Origin of the sequence: Streptomyces sp. NBC_00104, assembly GCF_045160825.1 — a bacterium.
GTDB lineage: Bacteria > Actinomycetota > Actinomycetes > Streptomycetales > Streptomycetaceae > Streptomyces.
In genome coordinates, this window is the sequence record NZ_CP108215.1 from 5,300,583 (window position 1) to 5,315,199 (window position 14,617).

Annotated in this window: 15 protein-coding genes and 2 pseudogenes; 7 read left to right on the forward strand and 10 right to left on the reverse strand. The window is 70.0% G+C overall.

The features are described 5' to 3' along the window. Nucleotides 1-22: 22 nt before the first annotated feature. The 4 genes from cysS to OG272_RS23300 all read right to left on the reverse strand — a co-directional run bounded on the left by cysS (nucleotide 23) and on the right by OG272_RS23300 (nucleotide 3,759). Entirely contained in the window at nucleotides 23-1,426 is a 1,404-nt protein-coding gene (gene cysS, locus OG272_RS23285) for a cysteine--tRNA ligase (RefSeq protein ID WP_326581748.1), read from the reverse strand. 250 nt (nucleotides 1,427-1,676) lie between these two features. Then, a complete protein-coding gene (gene ispF, locus OG272_RS23290) occupies nucleotides 1,677-2,204 on the reverse strand; it encodes a 2-C-methyl-D-erythritol 2,4-cyclodiphosphate synthase (RefSeq protein WP_327729000.1) in 528 nt (175 codons plus the stop codon). Further along, nucleotides 2,194-2,970: a 2-C-methyl-D-erythritol 4-phosphate cytidylyltransferase gene (gene ispD / locus OG272_RS23295; RefSeq protein WP_327728999.1), complete on the reverse strand. Its 777-nt coding sequence runs from the start codon at nucleotides 2,968-2,970 to the stop codon at nucleotides 2,194-2,196. The genes ispF and ispD overlap by 11 nt, the downstream gene beginning before the upstream one ends. Nucleotides 2,971-3,276: 306 nt before the next feature. Next, nucleotides 3,277-3,759 carry a CarD family transcriptional regulator gene (locus tag OG272_RS23300; protein WP_003953493.1) on the reverse strand — a complete coding sequence of 161 codons (483 nt, stop codon included), beginning with the start codon at nucleotides 3,757-3,759 and terminating at the stop codon, nucleotides 3,277-3,279. Between the two features lie 680 nt (nucleotides 3,760-4,439). On the opposite strand from OG272_RS23300, the gene OG272_RS23305 reads away from it, so the two are divergent. Beyond that, nucleotides 4,440-5,120: a copper chaperone PCu(A)C gene (locus OG272_RS23305; protein WP_327728998.1), complete on the forward strand. Its 681-nt coding sequence runs from the start codon at nucleotides 4,440-4,442 to the stop codon at nucleotides 5,118-5,120. Between the two features lie 82 nt (nucleotides 5,121-5,202). Here the strand turns inward: OG272_RS23305 and OG272_RS23310 are convergent, their stop codons facing one another. Further along, the gene (locus OG272_RS23310) at nucleotides 5,203-5,883 is read right to left on the reverse strand and encodes a response regulator transcription factor (RefSeq protein ID WP_046707143.1); all 681 of its coding nucleotides are present in this window, start codon (nucleotides 5,881-5,883) and stop codon (nucleotides 5,203-5,205) included. Next, nucleotides 5,880-7,196 (reverse strand): ATP-binding protein, encoded by a 1,317-nt coding sequence (locus OG272_RS23315; protein ID WP_326581388.1) that lies wholly within the window; start codon nucleotides 7,194-7,196, stop codon nucleotides 5,880-5,882. Before OG272_RS23315 ends, OG272_RS23310 begins: the two co-directional genes overlap by 4 nt. 265 nt (nucleotides 7,197-7,461) lie before the next feature. On the opposite strand from OG272_RS23315, the gene phoU reads away from it, so the two are divergent. Both phoU and OG272_RS23325 read left to right on the forward strand, forming a co-directional pair. Beyond that, nucleotides 7,462-8,169, forward strand: coding sequence for a phosphate signaling complex protein PhoU (gene phoU, locus OG272_RS23320; RefSeq protein WP_326581386.1), 708 nt, complete (start codon nucleotides 7,462-7,464; stop codon nucleotides 8,167-8,169). A 321-nt stretch (nucleotides 8,170-8,490) separates the two neighbouring features. Beyond that, nucleotides 8,491-8,652: a hypothetical protein gene (locus OG272_RS23325; RefSeq protein WP_327728997.1), complete on the forward strand. Its 162-nt coding sequence runs from the start codon at nucleotides 8,491-8,493 to the stop codon at nucleotides 8,650-8,652. Between the two features lie 130 nt (nucleotides 8,653-8,782). Here the strand turns inward: OG272_RS23325 and OG272_RS23330 are convergent, their stop codons facing one another. Continuing rightward, nucleotides 8,783-9,229 carry a hypothetical protein gene (locus OG272_RS23330; protein ID WP_405894719.1) on the reverse strand — a complete coding sequence of 149 codons (447 nt, stop codon included), beginning with the start codon at nucleotides 9,227-9,229 and terminating at the stop codon, nucleotides 8,783-8,785. Between the two features lie 114 nt (nucleotides 9,230-9,343). Between OG272_RS23330 and OG272_RS23335 the strand changes: the two genes are divergently transcribed. Further along, entirely contained in the window at nucleotides 9,344-9,592 is a 249-nt protein-coding gene (locus OG272_RS23335) for an SCO4226 family nickel-binding protein (protein ID WP_405894720.1), read from the forward strand. A gap of 114 nt (nucleotides 9,593-9,706) precedes the next feature. Continuing rightward, nucleotides 9,707-10,009 carry a hypothetical protein gene (locus OG272_RS23340; protein WP_327728995.1) on the forward strand — a complete coding sequence of 101 codons (303 nt, stop codon included), beginning with the start codon at nucleotides 9,707-9,709 and terminating at the stop codon, nucleotides 10,007-10,009. 137 nt (nucleotides 10,010-10,146) lie between these two features. Here OG272_RS23340 and OG272_RS23345 read toward each other — a convergent pair whose 3' ends face one another. Next, a complete protein-coding gene (locus OG272_RS23345) occupies nucleotides 10,147-10,473 on the reverse strand; it encodes a GYD domain-containing protein (protein ID WP_326581381.1) in 327 nt (108 codons plus the stop codon). A 272-nt stretch (nucleotides 10,474-10,745) separates the two neighbouring features. Continuing rightward, nucleotides 10,746-11,507 (reverse strand): phosphoglyceromutase, encoded by a 762-nt coding sequence (locus OG272_RS23350; RefSeq protein WP_326581379.1) that lies wholly within the window; start codon nucleotides 11,505-11,507, stop codon nucleotides 10,746-10,748. A gap of 387 nt (nucleotides 11,508-11,894) precedes the next feature. Here OG272_RS23350 and OG272_RS23355 point away from each other — a divergent pair. Together OG272_RS23355 and OG272_RS23360 are read left to right on the forward strand one after the other, a co-directional pair. After that, nucleotides 11,895-13,479 (forward strand): annotated as a pseudogene (locus tag OG272_RS23355) (IS200/IS605 family accessory protein TnpB-related protein); the annotation flags it as partial. Beyond that, nucleotides 13,453-14,105 (forward strand): annotated as a pseudogene (locus OG272_RS23360) (helix-turn-helix transcriptional regulator); the annotation flags it as partial. The pseudogenes OG272_RS23355 and OG272_RS23360, both read left to right, overlap by 27 nt. Here the strand turns inward: OG272_RS23360 and OG272_RS23365 are convergent. Further along, on the reverse strand, nucleotides 14,062-14,574 hold the full coding sequence (locus OG272_RS23365) for a YbjN domain-containing protein (RefSeq protein WP_326581371.1): 513 nt from the start codon (nucleotides 14,572-14,574) through the stop codon (nucleotides 14,062-14,064). The pseudogene OG272_RS23360 and the gene OG272_RS23365 overlap by 44 nt on opposite strands. Nucleotides 14,575-14,617 lie beyond the last annotated feature (43 nt).

Sequence of the window (14,617 nt, forward strand, 5' to 3'; positions counted from 1 at the left end):
TCGATCCGGGTGACCGGAGGACTCAGCGTGGGCCGAGCGTCCAGCGCGGACCGTCGGGGCTGTCCTCGATGGCCAGACCGGACTGGTTGAGCTGGTCCCGGATGGCGTCCGCGGTGGCCCAGTCCTTGCGGGCGCGGGCGGCCTCGCGCTGCTGGAGGACCAGCCCGACGAGCGTGTCGACGACCCCGTGGAGGTCCTCGCCGCGGTCGCCGCCGTCACCGGCCCAGTGCGCGTCCAGCGGGTCGAGGCCGAGCACAGCGAGCATGGCCCGCACCTCGGCGAGCCGCGCCACGGCCTCTTCCTTGTCGTCGGCGGCCAGCGCGCTGTTGCCCTGACGGACCGTGGTGTGCACGACGGCGAGCGCCTGCGGCACGCCCAGGTCGTCGTCCATCGCCTCGGCGAACGCCGGCGGCACCTCGGCCGCGGGCTCGACGACTCCGCCGGCCTTCTCGACGACCCGCTGGATGAACCCCTCGATACGGGCGAACGCCGACTCGGCCTCGCGCAGGGCGTCCTCGCTGTACTCGATCATCGACCGGTAGTGCGGGGTGCCCAGGTAGTAGCGCAGGACGATGGGCCGCCAGCGCTTGACCATCTCGCTCACGAGCACCGAGTTGCCCAGCGACTTGGACATCTTCTCGCCGCTCATGGTGACCCAGGCGTTGTGCACCCAGTACGTGGCGAAGTCGTCGCCGAAGGCCTTGGCCTGCGCGATCTCGTTCTCGTGGTGCGGGAAGATCAGGTCGAGGCCGCCGCCGTGGATGTCGAAGGCGCTGCCCAGGTACTTGTGGGCCATGGCCGAGCACTCCAGGTGCCATCCCGGCCGCCCCCGACCCCAGGGCGTCTCCCAGGTCGGTTCCCCGGGCTTCGCCGACTTCCACATGGCGAAGTCACGCGGGTCGCGCTTGCCGGTCTCACCCTCCCCGGAGGGCTGGAGGAGGTTGTCGAGCTCCTGGTTGGACAGCCGCAGATACTCGGGGAACGACCGCACGTCGAAGTAGACGTTCCCGTCCGCCTCGTACGCGTGTCCGCGCTCGATCAGCCCGCGCATCATCTCGACCATCTCGGTCACATGCCCGGTGGCACGCGGCTCGTAGGTCGGCGGCAGGCAACCGAGCACGCCGTACCCGTCGTTGAACGCGCGCTCGTTCTCGTACCCGATCGACCACCAGGGGCGGCCCTGGTCGGCCGCCTTGGCGATGATCTTGTCGTCGATGTCCGTCACGTTCCGCACGAACGTCACGTCGTACCCGCGGTACTCGAACCACCGACGCATGATGTCGAAGTTGAGCCCCGACCGGATGTGTCCGATGTGCGGGGCCGCCTGCACCGTGGCGCCACACAGGTAGATCGAGACACAACCCGGCGTGAGCGGGGCGAAATCACGAATCTGCCGGGCGCTGGTGTCGTACAGGCGAATAGTCACGACTCCCAGGGTAGTGGGCCACCGGCCGTGCCCCGAGCCCTTCGCCCCAAGGACAACAGATTCGTGACGTGTGCACACCCGGCACCGGGGCCTGCGGCCCTTTGACGGGCCGCAGGCCCTCAAGGGGCGCGGGGAACGGCGCGAGCAACCACGACGCTCCCGCACCCGAACGACTCACGAGAGCGGGGGGGGCTGGGGCGCAGCCCCGGGATGGGACGGGTAGGGGCGGCGGGGGCGAGAAACCCTCGGCTCAGCCCACCCGCACGACAAGCGCCGTGGCGACCGCCATCAACCCCTCACCCCGCCCGGGAAACCCGAGCCCGTCGGTCGTCGCCCCCGACACCGACACCGGCGCTCCCACGACCTCCGACAGCACCTTCTGCGCCTCGTCCCGCCGCTTGCCGATCTTCGGCCGGTCACCCACCACCTGCACGGCCACGTTGCCGATGGCGAACCCGCCGGCCCGCACGATCCGTGCGGCCTCCGCCAGCAACGTCACCCCGGACGCGCCCGACCACTCCGGCCGTCCCGTCCCGAAGTGCTGCCCGAGGTCGCCCATCCCGGCGGCGGAGAACAGCGCGTTGCAGGCGGCGTGCGCCACGACGTCCGCGTCGGAGTGCCCGGCCAGCCCCGGCCCCTGCCCCTCCCACTTCAGCCCGGCGCACCACAGCTCCCGCCCCTCCTCGAAGGCGTGGATGTCGGTACCGATCCCGACCTGCGGCACCACCACGGAACCCGGTACCGGGGGCACCGGTACCGGTGGCGTCTCAGAACCCATCGTTGAGCCTCCTGCGCGCCAGAACCGCCTCCGCGAGCACCAGGTCCAGCGGCCGCGTCACCTTGAACGCCTCCTCGTGCCCCGGCACGACCACGACTCCCAGCCCGAGCCGCTCCACCATGCTCGCGTCGTCGGTCACCTCCCCGGTGACCGTCTCGTGCGCCCGGACCAGCGTCTCCCGGTCGAACCCCTGCGGCGTCTGCACCGCCCGCAGCCGAGCCCGCTGCGGCGTGGCGACGACCGGCTCCGGCGCCCCCGGCGCGTCCGCCGGCTCGACCTCCTTGACCGTGTCCGCGAGCGGCAGCGCGGGCACCACGGCCGGCGCCCCGTCCCGTACGGCCTCGATGACCGCGTCGACCGTGTCGACGGGCACCAGCGGCCGGGCCGCGTCGTGGACGAGGACGATGTCGAAGCCGGGCGGCAGCGCGTCGAGGCCGAGTTTGACCGACTCCTGGCGCGACTCACCCCCGGGTACGACGAGGAAGTCGGTCCGCTCGGGCAGCGCGTGCGCGTCGAGCAGGGTCTTGACCTCCGGGGCGCCGTCGGGCGGCGCCACGACGATCACCAGGGAGACGGCACGGGACGCGGCCATGGCCCGCACCGCGTGGATCAGCATCGGGGTGCCGTTCAGCGCGCGTAGCGCCTTGGGGGCGCCCGGGCCGAGGCGTACGCCCCGGCCGGCGGCCGGAATCACGGCCGCCGTGCGGGTCGCCGTGCGGGTCGCCGTACCGGTTCCGGACGGTGAAGGGCGCGAATCGTCAGACATCGGTTCCTGTCAGGTTTGTGTGCTCGGCCTACGTGGGTATGGCCACAGCGTGCCGGGCGCGACACCTTGACCGGACCCTTCCGTGACATCTGGTCGAGCCAGCTGCCCGGGCCCGGCACGCCAAGTACGACCACTTACTGAGTACCGGGGCGCACCAAGTATCGGTGACCCCGTTCAGGCGTACGGCATCCGGGTACGAACATGCCGCAGCGCCCGGCGACATTACCTACGTCATCGGGCACCGCGGCATTTCAATGTGCTGCGCTGAACGGCTGAGCGGGCTGGCTGCCTGCCTCAGGAGTCAGTTCAGGACGCGAGAACCTCGTCGAGCAGGGCCTCGGCCTTGTCCTCGTTCGTGTTCTCCGCGAGGGCGAGCTCGCTCACCAGGATCTGGCGGGCCTTGGCGAGCATGCGCTTCTCACCGGCGGACAGTCCGCGCTCGCGCTCTCGACGCCACAGGTCACGCACGACTTCCGCGACCTTGATGACATCGCCGGAGGCGAGCTTCTCCAGGTTTGCCTTGTAGCGACGCGACCAGTTCGTGGGCTCCTCGGCATACGGTGCGCGCAGTACCTCGAAGACCCGGTCCAGGCCGTCCTGCCCGACCACATCACGCACGCCGACGAACTCCGCATTGTCCGCTGGCACACGCACTGTCAGGTCGCCCTGAGCGACCTTGAGCACCAAGTAGGTCTTGTCCACGCCTTTGATCTGGCGAGTTTCGATGGCCTCGATCAGCGCGGCCCCGTGATGGGGATAGACCACGGTGTCGCCAACCTTGAACGTCATGTGACAGGTACCCCTTCCGTGGCTATCCAGGGTAACACGGAAACGGCGTGTTCTGAATGGCGTTTTCGCAGGTCAGGGCGCATCTCGGGGCTTGACAACTGCAACAGGAACGTGCTGCGAGGGCCGAACGGAGGAGGGTATTCGCAGGTCGGAGCGGCTCTCCGGGCGGAGTGAAACGCGTACGTTACACGCATCCGGAGGGCGCCACGAGCATCCTAACGTCCCGCTTTGTCCGGCTCCAGGCGTGCGACTTCCGCTACTCCGTTCGGCTAGTGGAGTCGGGTACGAGACGAATCCGGAATTGATCAAGGAGTTCGATCCGCGGGCGATGTTCCGCCGTTACCGGATCGTGTTCTGCGCTGTTCCGGCGAGCGTTCCGGTGACGTTCTGACCGGCGTTCTGGCCGATGTTCTGGCGGGCGTTCCAGCAGACGTTCTGGCGGCTGATCGATTTTCTGTACCGCCTCGCATTCCTTGGTGGAAATCCAGGGCGCGGCGGCGGCGAGATCGAAGGCGGTTATGTGAATGCCGGACGGGCGTGCGGGTGACGCCTCCGCCCTTTGCTTCCGGTGACTTGTCGGGAGACTTGGGGAGGGTCGGGTGCGGCGGCGGCGGAACGGCTCGGTAACCTAAGGCCGCTACAGACCACGTACCGCCCACGTTCTAGGAGTTGCCGCAGCCGTGAGCAGCAGCCTTCGACGCGGCGCCCTCGCCGCCGCCGCCCTCGCGTTCTCGATCGCCTCACTCGCGGCGTGCTCCGCGGGCAGCAACGCCCAGACGCTGGGGGTCAAGCCGGACAACGCGGCCACCAGCGTCGGTGACATCAAGATCCAGAACGCGATCGTGGTCACCCAGCCCGGGACCGAGACCAAGGGCCCCGCCGTGGTTTCCGCGACGCTGTTCAACGGCGCCACGACCGACCAGACCCTGGACTCCATCACCGTGGAGGGCGCCGGCACCGCCGAGGTCACCCCGGCCAAGGGTGAGGGCAAGGGCGGCAAGATCGTCGTCCCGGCCGGTGGCTCCGTGGTCCTGGGCGGCGAGGGCAACGCCTCCGCGGTCCTGACGGACGTCACCGAGGCCGTCCAGGACGGCAACGCCCAGAAGGTCACCTTCAACTTCAGCGAGACCGGCGAGGTCAGCCTGCGCGCCTTCGTGGTCCCCGCCGAGCACTACTTCGAGAAGTGGGGCCCGAGCGACCTCCCCGAGGCCCCCGCCACCAGCCCCACGCCGGCCGACGAGACCTCCGGCTCCCCGTCCGCGTCCATCTCGGGCTCACCGTCCGCAGAGGAGGAGGGCACCGCCGCCGGCTCGACGTCCTCCCCGTCCGCCTCGGCCTCCGAGGAGACCGCGGGCCACTGAGCCACGCACACCAACGCCGAAGGGCGGCACCCCCTGCGAGGGGTGCCGCCCTTCGGCGTACGGCGAGCATGCGCCCGTCGGCCTACGGCTCGAACTTGTAGCCGAGGCCTCGCACCGTCACCAGATACCGCGGCGCGCCCGGGTCGGGCTCGATCTTGGCGCGGAGGCGCTTGACGTGGACGTCGAGGGTCTTGGTGTCGCCGACGTAGTCGGCGCCCCAGACTCGGTCGATGAGCTGCATACGGGTCAGGACGCGGCCCGCGTTCCGCAGCAGCATTTCGAGCAGGTCGAACTCCTTGAGGGGGAGGTCGACCTTGGAGCCCGAGACAGTGACCACGTGACGGTCGACGTCCATACGGACGGGGCCCGCCTCCAGCGCGGCCGGGCTGACCTCCTCGGGCTCGCCGCGGCGGCGCAGTACGGCCCGGATACGGGCGACGAGCTCGCGGGAGGAGAAAGGCTTCGTGACATAGTCGTCGGCTCCTATTTCCAGGCCCACGACCTTGTCGATCTCGCTGTCCTTGGCGGTCACCATGATCACCGGGACATTGGAACGGCCGCGCAGCTGACGGCAGACCTCGGTACCCGGCAGACCGGGCAGCATGAGGTCGAGGAGAACGAGGTCGGCTCCGTTGCGCTCGAACTCGTCGAGACCGTCGGGCCCGGTGGTCGCGATGGCGACCTCGAAGCCCTCTTTGCGGAGCATGTAGGACAGGGCGTCGGAGAAGGACTCCTCGTCCTCGACGACGAGCACTCGGGTCACGGAAGGACCTCCGGGGCAGGAAGCGATTCGTACGGTCCGTACGGGGATGGGTCGGGGTGAGGCTGTCCGTCCTCGTCGTCGAGGTCCGGGTGCTGGGCCGCGCGGTCACGGGCCACGCCCGCCTCCGGCAGCCTGAGGGTGAACGTGGAGCCCTGTCCCTCCGAGCTCCACACCGTGACCTCCCCGCCGTGCGAGGCGGCCACGTGCTTGACGATCGCGAGACCGAGACCCGTACCGCCGGTCTGGCGGGAACGGGCCGGGTCCACGCGGTAGAAGCGCTCGAAGATGCGCTCCTTGTCCTTGTCCGAGATGCCGATGCCCTGGTCGGTCACGGCGATCTCGATATGGTCCCCGCCGGGAGCGGTCACCCGGCGCGCGGCTATGCCGACGCGGGTGCGGGCCGGGGAGTAGTTGACGGCGTTCTCGACGAGGTTGCCGAGGGCGGCGGCCAGCTGCCCCCGATTGCCCCAGACGCGCAGCTCGGCGGTGCCGCCCGCCCGTCGCCCGCCACCACCCTGTTCGAGCCCTTCGGGCACCCCCGTGTTCGAGGCCATGGTGATCTGCTTGGTGCCGGCCTGGTGGCGGCAGCGGTCGACGGCCTCGGCGACCAGCTCGTCCACCCGTACGGGCTCGGCGTCCTCCAGCGGGTCGTCGTTCTGCACCCGGGAGAGGTCGATGAGTTCCTGCACGAGGTTGGTGAGCCGGGTGGCCTCGATCTGCATGCGCCCGGCGAACCGTTCCACGGCCTCGGGGTCGTCCGACGCCCCCATGACGGCCTCGGAGAGGAGGGAGAGCGCGCCGACCGGCGTCTTCAGCTCATGGCTGACGTTGGCGACGAAGTCACGCCGTACGGCCTCGATCCGGCGGGCCTCGGTCAGGTCCTCGACGAGGAGCAGCACGAGCCGGGAGCCCAGCGGCGCGACGCGCGCGGAGACGGCGAGCGCGTCGCCGCGTCCCGTGCCGCGCCGGGGCAGGTCCAGCTCGACCTGGCGTATCTCGCCGTCGCGGCGGGTGTCGCGGGCCATCCTGAGCATCGGCTCGACGGCGAGCTTCCCCCCGCGCACCAGCCCGAGGGCGTACGCGGCGGAGCTGGCCTTGACGACGGCGTCCGCCTCGTCGAGCACGACGGCGGAGGAGCGGAGCACCGACAGCACGGTGTCGACGCCGGGCGGAAGCACCGGGTCGGTGTGCAGGGAGGTTCTGGTGGGACGCTTCTGCTCGCGCTCGCTGAAGCGGAACGCCAACACGGCGATGACACCGGTGAGCACTCCGGCGATCGCTGCCGCTGCGGCGACCGCCGCGTTCACGTCCATGCATCCAGGTTAGGCACGAGGTCGGACATCCCCACAGCGATCGGAGGGCGACCTCGAACACTCGTCGCCCAGAGTTCACCTTGGAGCCAGTATTGGTTCATTTGAGATGGCCGAAACGGACGCGTACGGGTCGGAACGTGGGAGCGTGGGGTTCATGCGGGCCCCCGGTGACCGTTCATTCGGTCGTCCTGGCCTGGCGGAACGGCCTTCGGCACGGCTTTCCTGGTTACCCACGAGCAGACGTACGTAAGAGAGGGACACCCTGATGCGGGACGCGTACCACGAGGAACTTGACTCGATCGGTGAGGGCCTGGTCGAGATGGCCCGACTGGTGGGCTCGGCCATCGGACGCGCCACGACGGCGATGCTCGACGCCGACCTGAAGCTGGCCGAGAGCGTGATCGAGGCCGACAAGAAGGTCGACGACCTGCAGCACGAGCTGGAGGCCCGCGCGATAGCCCTGCTGGCCAGGCAGCAGCCGGTGGCGACGGATCTCCGTATCGTCGTGACGTCGCTGCGCATGTCGGCCGACCTGGAGCGCTCCGGCGACCTCGCCCAGCACGTGGCCAAGCTGACCCGGCTCCGCTTCCCCGACCACACGGTCCCGCGTGACCTGCACGCGACGATCCTGGAGATGGGGCAGCTCGCGCAGCGCCTGATGGCCAAGGCCGCCGAGGTCATCATCACCAAGGACGTCGACCTCGCGCTCCAGCTGGAGAGCGACGACGACGCGATGGACCTCCTCCACCGCACCCTCTTCCAGCACCTCATGGACGACCGCTGGAAGCACGGCATCGAGACCGCCGTCGACGTCACCCTCCTCGGCCGCTACTACGAGCGCTTCGCCGACCACGCGGTGTCCGTCGCCAAGCGCGTGGTGTACCTGGTGACGGGCGAACACGCGGACGAGCTGCAGGCGGACATCCAGCCGGTCCAGCCGGTCCAGCCGGTCGCGGGGGTGGATGAGGAGTAGGGCTGCCTGCCCGGCGCGGGAAGAGCGGTGAGCGCGGGGCTCCACATGCGGGGGCTCCACATGCGGGGGCTCCACATGCGGGGGCTCCGGCGCTCGATGGCCGACCCGCGATGGCCGACCCGCAATGGCCGGCGCTTGATGGTTCGGTGCTTGAGGGTCCGGCGCTCGATGGTCCGGCGCTCGATGGTCCGGCCGGGCGGGCGGACGCCTCTGTGCGCCGTTGATGCGCCCGGCTGAACGGGCGTGCAATGGGGCAACCAACGGGTACGGGCACCAGCCGTCGGTGCCTTGAGCCTTTGCCGCCTTCTTCGAGGAGGGACCATGGCCGAATCCCCCGCCAGCCCCAGCACGCCGGACCCGACACAGGTCCGGGACACCCATCAGCCCGCCGACATCAAGACCCTGCCCCTTTTCGGCGCCTGCGGCTGCGGTTCCGGATGCGCGTGCGGGTGCCAGTCCGGCAACCCGTGCCAGTGCGGCTGACCGGTAGGCAGGCGCTTTCGTACGCGGACCGTATGCGGGTTCCTACGCGTGCTGTACGCGGGCTGTACGCGGACGAAGGGGGCCAGTCGCTCGTGACGGGTCCCCTTCACTCATGCTCGCTCAGGCTCGCTCAGCACCAGTGCTCGGTGGCACCGTCGGCGGCGATGATCTCGACCTGCAGGGAGCCGTCGGCCGGCCCCTCCAGGATCAGACTCGCCACGGACCCGTCGATCGACTTGGTGAAACAGTCACTCGTCCGGTACCGCCACCCATGGGCCCGCGCGGCGTCCCGGTAGTGCACGAGCACGCTCTCCCGGTCCCCGCCGTACCGGTACGCCTTCCCCGCGACGACGTTCAGATCGTCGTCGTCGCACTCCTGATACGACTCCTCGGCCCTGGCCTCCTCCACCCCGGCGTCCAGCACGGGGTCCCCGGCCAACGCCTCTCCGAGTCGCTCCTCCGTGGGCCCGCACCCGTACTCCATGACGAACGACGCAGCAGGCACCCCCACGACCAGGCCCCCCACAGCGGCCATGACCCCGACCGCCGATATCCCCACCCACATCAGCATGCGCATGACGGGCGACGCTAGCGCACCGCGGAGTCGCCCGTACGGCCGTGCGGGCGCAGCATGAGGGGAGAGGCAAGGAAGAGGAACGGGAAGAGGAAAAGGAAGAAGGAGGTGCGGGCCATGACCAAGTTCATGGACGTCCACCACGACATGAAGGGCATCACCGCGGACCAGTTGCAGGCCGCGCACAAGGCCGACCTCGACATCGAGAAGGACGAGAACGTCCACTTCGAACGCGCCTGGGCCGACCCCCAGTCCGGCACCGTCTACTGCCTCTCCGAGGCCCCCTCCGCCGAGGCCGTCCAACGCATCCACGAACGCGCCGGCCACAAGGCGGACGAGATCCACCCGGTCCCCCTCACGGTCTGAGCGCGCGAGAGCGGCCGACAGACGCCGGTACGCCTCCGCACGCCCTGTCCGGCGGAGCTCGCGGGATGGAACCATCCCCATGCCGACACCGGTAGCACAAGGGGGGCTTTACACATGGCCGTAGTGATGTCGATGCACTGGGCAGAGGTGACTCCGGAGCAGTACGACACCGTGCGAGACGCGGTCGCCTGGGAGGAGATCCCGGCGGCCGGCGGGCAGGTCCACGTGGCCTGGTTCGACGACCAGGGACTCCACGTCACCGACGTCTGGGAATCCCAGCAGGCGTTCGAAACCTTCTTCATCGAACGCCTCCTCCCCGCCATCCAGAAGGCCGGCATCCAGGGCACCCCCGACGCCACCGCCCTCACCCCACTGCACCGCCGCTTCATCGCCCCGGACGTCAGTGGCGCGGCTTAGCCACCGCCGCCCATCCATCCATCCATCCATCCACGCAACACAACGAGCCCCCTGTCCGCGCATCAGCCATCGGCAGGGGGCTCTTGGTCAGAGATGCTTACGTCTTCTTCCCCGGGTCTCGCTACCGATCCGGACCGCTACGCGCCAGGAGCCCGGTACCGGACCTGCTCGGCTGTGCGCAAGGCCTCCACCGTCTCATCGACGGTCAGGAGAACAGTCGTCTCGAACGAACTCAGCGCACCGCCTCCGCTGATCGCCAACGCGACCGCGGCCATGGACACGTTGTCCGGAGCTTCCCAGAGGTTGTAGCCGTCGTGCGTGCCGAAGGCGTACCAGAAGCCATGGAGCTTCCCGCCGACGGACTCGATGTACGACTGAGCTGCCTGTGCGCGGTCCTCCGGATGGCCGATGAGCCTCGCCCATGTCTCCGGGGTGTAGCTGAACCTCGATAGGTAGAGCGGCATCGTGTCTCCCTTTCGTTGCGTCAAGGGATGCCCTGCGAGGCGAGGAAAGCGCCGGCGGAGGCCCGCCTGTCCCCCGAACGGCCGGGCACGATGACCGGCACGACGACAGTCGGCGAACGCCGCAACCGGCGACCGTCAGCCACGACAGCGGTGCGCCGAACGATCAGGCACCCGTGCGCCTCCCCGTGCCCCAGCCCCAGAGACGGCCCGAGGCCACTGAAAAGCCCCCCACCCGCAGGGAAACCGCAGGTAGGGGGCTTGTTCGGCTCTGGTTACTTCTTCTTGCCCTGGTTCTTGACCGCCTCGATGGCCGCCGCCGCCGCGTCGGGGTCGAGGTAGGTGCCGCCGGGGTTGAGGGGCTTGAAGTTGGCGTCCAGTTCGTAGGACAGGGGGATGCCTGTCGGGATGTTCAGGCCCGCGATGTCGGCGTCCGAGACGTCGTCGAGGTGCTTGACGAGGGCGCGGAGGGAGTTGCCGTGGGCGGCGACGAGGACCGTGCGGCCGGCCAGGAGGTCGGGGACGATGCCGTCGTACCAGTAGGGGAGCATGCGGGTGACGACGTCCTTGAGGCACTCCGTGCGGGGGCGGAGCTCCGGCGGGATGGTCGCGTAGCGCGCGTCCGAGGCCTGGGAGAACTCCGAGTCGTCCGCGAGCGGGGGCGGCGGGGTGTCGTACGAGCGGCGCCACAGCATGAACTGCTCCTCGCCGAACTCGGCGAGGGTCTGGGCCTTGTCCTTGCCCTGGAGGGCGCCGTAGTGGCGCTCGTTCAGACGCCAGCTGCGGTGGACCGGGATCCAGTGGCGGTCGGCGGACTCGAGGGCCAGCTGCGCGGTGCGGATGGCGCGCCTCTGGAGGGAGGTGTGGAGCACGTCCGGGAGCAGGCCGGCGTCCTTCAGCAGCTCACCGCCGCGCGTCGCCTCCTTCTCGCCCTTCGGTGTGAGGTTGACGTCCACCCAGCCGGTGAACAGGTTCTTCTCGTTCCACTCGCTCTCGCCGTGGCGGAGGAGGATCAGCTTGTACGGTGCGTCGGCCATGGCTCCGAGCGTAATCCACGGCCGGGAATCGTCGCCCATGCGGCCGATAGGCGGACAGGTAGGCAGCTCCTCGCCTCATTCGTCTTCGGCAGTGACTGGGGTTGCTCATCGGGTGGCCCGGTTCCTGAGCGGGTTCGTAAGGCGTGTTCACTGCCTTAGCCACTTACGTCCGTGGGGTTTGGAGCTGCTGCCGCTGGAGTGCGTTCAGGAGCGTTCTGGTGAGCGGGGGTGAGTGTGGGTGGTCTGTGCCGGGTCGCGTGTCTCGGCCGTGGGGGCGGGTTTCGGTAGGGAACTGACGTTCTCGCATCGAATGCGTGACCTTCCCGGGTGGTGCTCGTTTCTCATGGCGACGGGTTCTTCGGGTGGGGTCGGGCAGGGGGTGACGGGGTGGGTGAGCTGCGGAGTGTCGCGGCGTCGTTCGTCGTGTCCGGTCCGAGTGGTGTGGCTGTCCGGACCCGTCTCAAGCAGCTGACGCCCGGTGATGAGAAGGTGCTGCGTCTGGTGGGTGCGCATCTGGGGTCGCTGGCGGCGAAGGATCTCAAGGTCCGCTGCCGGGACGGCCTGTCGCATTCCGGTCAGGCGTGGGCGGTGCGTAAGCGGGAGCTGACGGCGCTGTCGTCGTCGCGGTGGGCGGGCAGTATCACCAAAGCCACGCATGACCAGTGGGCGCTGGCCCGCCGCTGCCAGCTCGCGCACATCCACACCCTGGAATCCGGTGTCCGTGCCATCGAGCACCGGCTGTCCCTGCCGGTCGGGCAGAAGGGGACGAAGAAGGCGCCCGGGGGTTACCGGTCCGCGCGGGAGTGGCATGCGAAGTCGAGGCGTCTGCGGGTGCTTGAGGACCGGCTGACCGCCGCGCGGGCGGACCGTGAGGCCGGCATCGTGTACGTGGTGCGCGGCGGCAAGCGCCTGGTCCGTACCCGGCATCACCTGGAGGCGGCCGGGCTGACGGAGTCCGGGTGGCGTGGGCGGTGGGAGGCGGAGCGCTGGTTCTGCCAGGCGGACGGGGAGTCCGGCAAGCGCTACGGCAACGAGACCATCCGCATCAGCCCGGACGGCGAGATGAGCCTCAAGCTCCCCGCGCCGCTGGCTCATCTGGCGAATGCCCCGCACGGACGGTACGTCATCGCAGGTCGGGTCGCGTTCGCACACCGGGGCGGCGAGTGGGCGGACCGCGTCGCGGCCGACCGGGCGATCGCCTACCGCATCCACTACGACACCGGCAGGGACCGCTGGTATGTGACCGCGTCCTGGCAGACCCCGCCCACCCCCACCCTCCCACTGGAGGCCGCGCTCGCCCACGGCGTGATCGGCGTCGACCTGAACGCCGATCACCTCGCCGCCTGGCGCCTCGATCTCCACGGCAACCCGACCGGCGCCCCGCGCCGCTTCTTCTACGGCCTGACCGGCACCGCCGAGCATCGTGACGCCCAGGTCCGCCACGCGCTCACCCGCCTTCTGCACTGGGCCCGTACCTGTGGGGTGAAGGCGATCGCGGTGGAGGACCTGGACTTCGGCGCGGAGAAGACCCGGGAGAAGCACGGACGCCGCACACGCTTCCGCCGGCTGGTCTCCGGCATGCCCACCGGCAAGCTCCGCGCCCGGCTGGCCTCGATGGCCGACGCCACCGGGATCGCGGTCATCGCCGTCGACCCGGCCTACACCAGCCGCTGGGGCGCCCAGCACTGGCAGAAACCCCTCACCACCACAAGCCGCACCACCACCCGCCACGACGCTGCCGCCGTGGCGATCGGAAGGCGCGCCCAGCAACCCCCGATCCGGCGACGGACGACACCGCCCCCACAGCACCGGAGCGATGCGGTGGGGCATCGGACCGTCCAGGCCCGACCAGGTGTTCCTGGGCGTGAGGAACCCCGCCGCCGCATCCCCGGACCACGGACACGATCCGTGCCGCCCGGACGCGGAGCGAACGCGGGCAACCAGAACGCCCAACACCGTCCGGGGCGTTCGGCCGAGCATGAGACCTGGCAACAGGACTCACTCCCGCTCAGTCCCTAGGAACGGTTTCCGCAAGCGGGTGTTGTATCGGCCCCGGATTCGAGCGCGCTGGACGAGAGTCTCATCGGGGCGGCGGTGGACGAGCCCGACCTGCGGGATCCACTGCTGCGGCGGCGCGTGGGGCAGGTGCACGCGGCGCTCGCGCGGCCGGGGGACGAGCTGGAGGCGGAGAGCCGGCTGGCGCTGGTCGGGGAGCGGCTGCGGGAGCATCTACGGCCACGGGCCCAGTCCGCGCGGAGAACCCCGGCCGACGGCCGTACGGTCGCCCATCGGCTGCGGGAACTGCTCGACGAGCGGGTCACGGACGGGGTGACGCTGGAGGAGGCCGCGGGGACGGTGCACGCCCACCCGGCGCATCTCGTGCGGGCGTTCGGGGCGGCCTTCGGGATCGCGCCGCACCAGTACCTGATGTCCCGGCGGGTGGAGCGGGCCAGGCGGCTACTGCTGGACGGGATGCGGCCGGGTGAGGCGGCGGCGATGGCCGGGTTCTACGACCAGGCGCATCTGACACGGCACTTCAGGCGCTGGGTGGGTGTCACCCCTGGCCGCTACCGGAGCGGTCGGCCACCTCACGCGTGAGGTTGCTGAACGCGTCCAGGTTGCGGGTCGACTCCCCCCGGGACACGCGCCAGGCGTACTCCTTGCGGATCGCGGAGGCGAAGCCCAGTTCGAGGAGGGTGTTGAAGGCGCCGTCGGCCGCTTCGAGGACCTGGCCGAGGAGGCCGTCGATGCCCTCGGGGGTGACCGTGGAGAGGGGCAGCCGGGCCGTGACGTAGACGTCGCCAAGCGGGTCGACGGCGTAACTCACGCCGTACAGCTTGAGGTTGCGTTCCAGGAGCCAGCGGTGGACGCCCGCCTCGTTCTCGTCGGGGTGGCGGATCACGAAGGCGTTGAGGGAGAGGGAGTGCCTGCCGACGATCAGGGAGACGGTCGTCGACAGTTTGCGGGTGCCGGGGAGTTTCACGACGTACGTGCCGGGTGCCGTGCTCTCCCACTCCAGCTCGGCCTCGGTGAGGACCTGCTCGATGATCGACGCTTCGTCAGCCATGGGGCGAGCGTACCCGCCGGTACGGGCGGACCGACGGCTCACC

Coding starts and splice junctions, on each gene's coding strand:
- ispF (WP_327729000.1), bottom strand. CDS start 2,204: ATGGGTTCTGAGACGCCACCGGTACCGGTGCCCCCGGTACCGGGTTCC.
- ispD (WP_327728999.1), bottom strand. CDS start 2,970: ATGTCTGACGATTCGCGCCCTTCACCGTCCGGAACCGGTACGGCGACC.
- OG272_RS23300 (WP_003953493.1), bottom strand. CDS start 3,759: ATGACGTTCAAGGTTGGCGACACCGTGGTCTATCCCCATCACGGGGCC.
- OG272_RS23315 (WP_326581388.1), bottom strand. CDS start 7,196: ATGGACGTGAACGCGGCGGTCGCCGCAGCGGCAGCGATCGCCGGAGTG.
- phoU (WP_326581386.1), top strand. CDS start 7,462: ATGCGGGACGCGTACCACGAGGAACTTGACTCGATCGGTGAGGGCCTG.
- OG272_RS23325 (WP_327728997.1), top strand. CDS start 8,491: ATGGCCGAATCCCCCGCCAGCCCCAGCACGCCGGACCCGACACAGGTC.
- OG272_RS23330 (WP_405894719.1), bottom strand. CDS start 9,229: ATGCGCATGCTGATGTGGGTGGGGATATCGGCGGTCGGGGTCATGGCC.
- OG272_RS23335 (WP_405894720.1), top strand. CDS start 9,344: ATGACCAAGTTCATGGACGTCCACCACGACATGAAGGGCATCACCGCG.
- OG272_RS23340 (WP_327728995.1), top strand. CDS start 9,707: ATGGCCGTAGTGATGTCGATGCACTGGGCAGAGGTGACTCCGGAGCAG.
- OG272_RS23345 (WP_326581381.1), bottom strand. CDS start 10,473: ATGCCGCTCTACCTATCGAGGTTCAGCTACACCCCGGAGACATGGGCG.
- OG272_RS23350 (WP_326581379.1), bottom strand. CDS start 11,507: ATGGCCGACGCACCGTACAAGCTGATCCTCCTCCGCCACGGCGAGAGC.
- OG272_RS23365 (WP_326581371.1), bottom strand. CDS start 14,574: ATGGCTGACGAAGCGTCGATCATCGAGCAGGTCCTCACCGAGGCCGAG.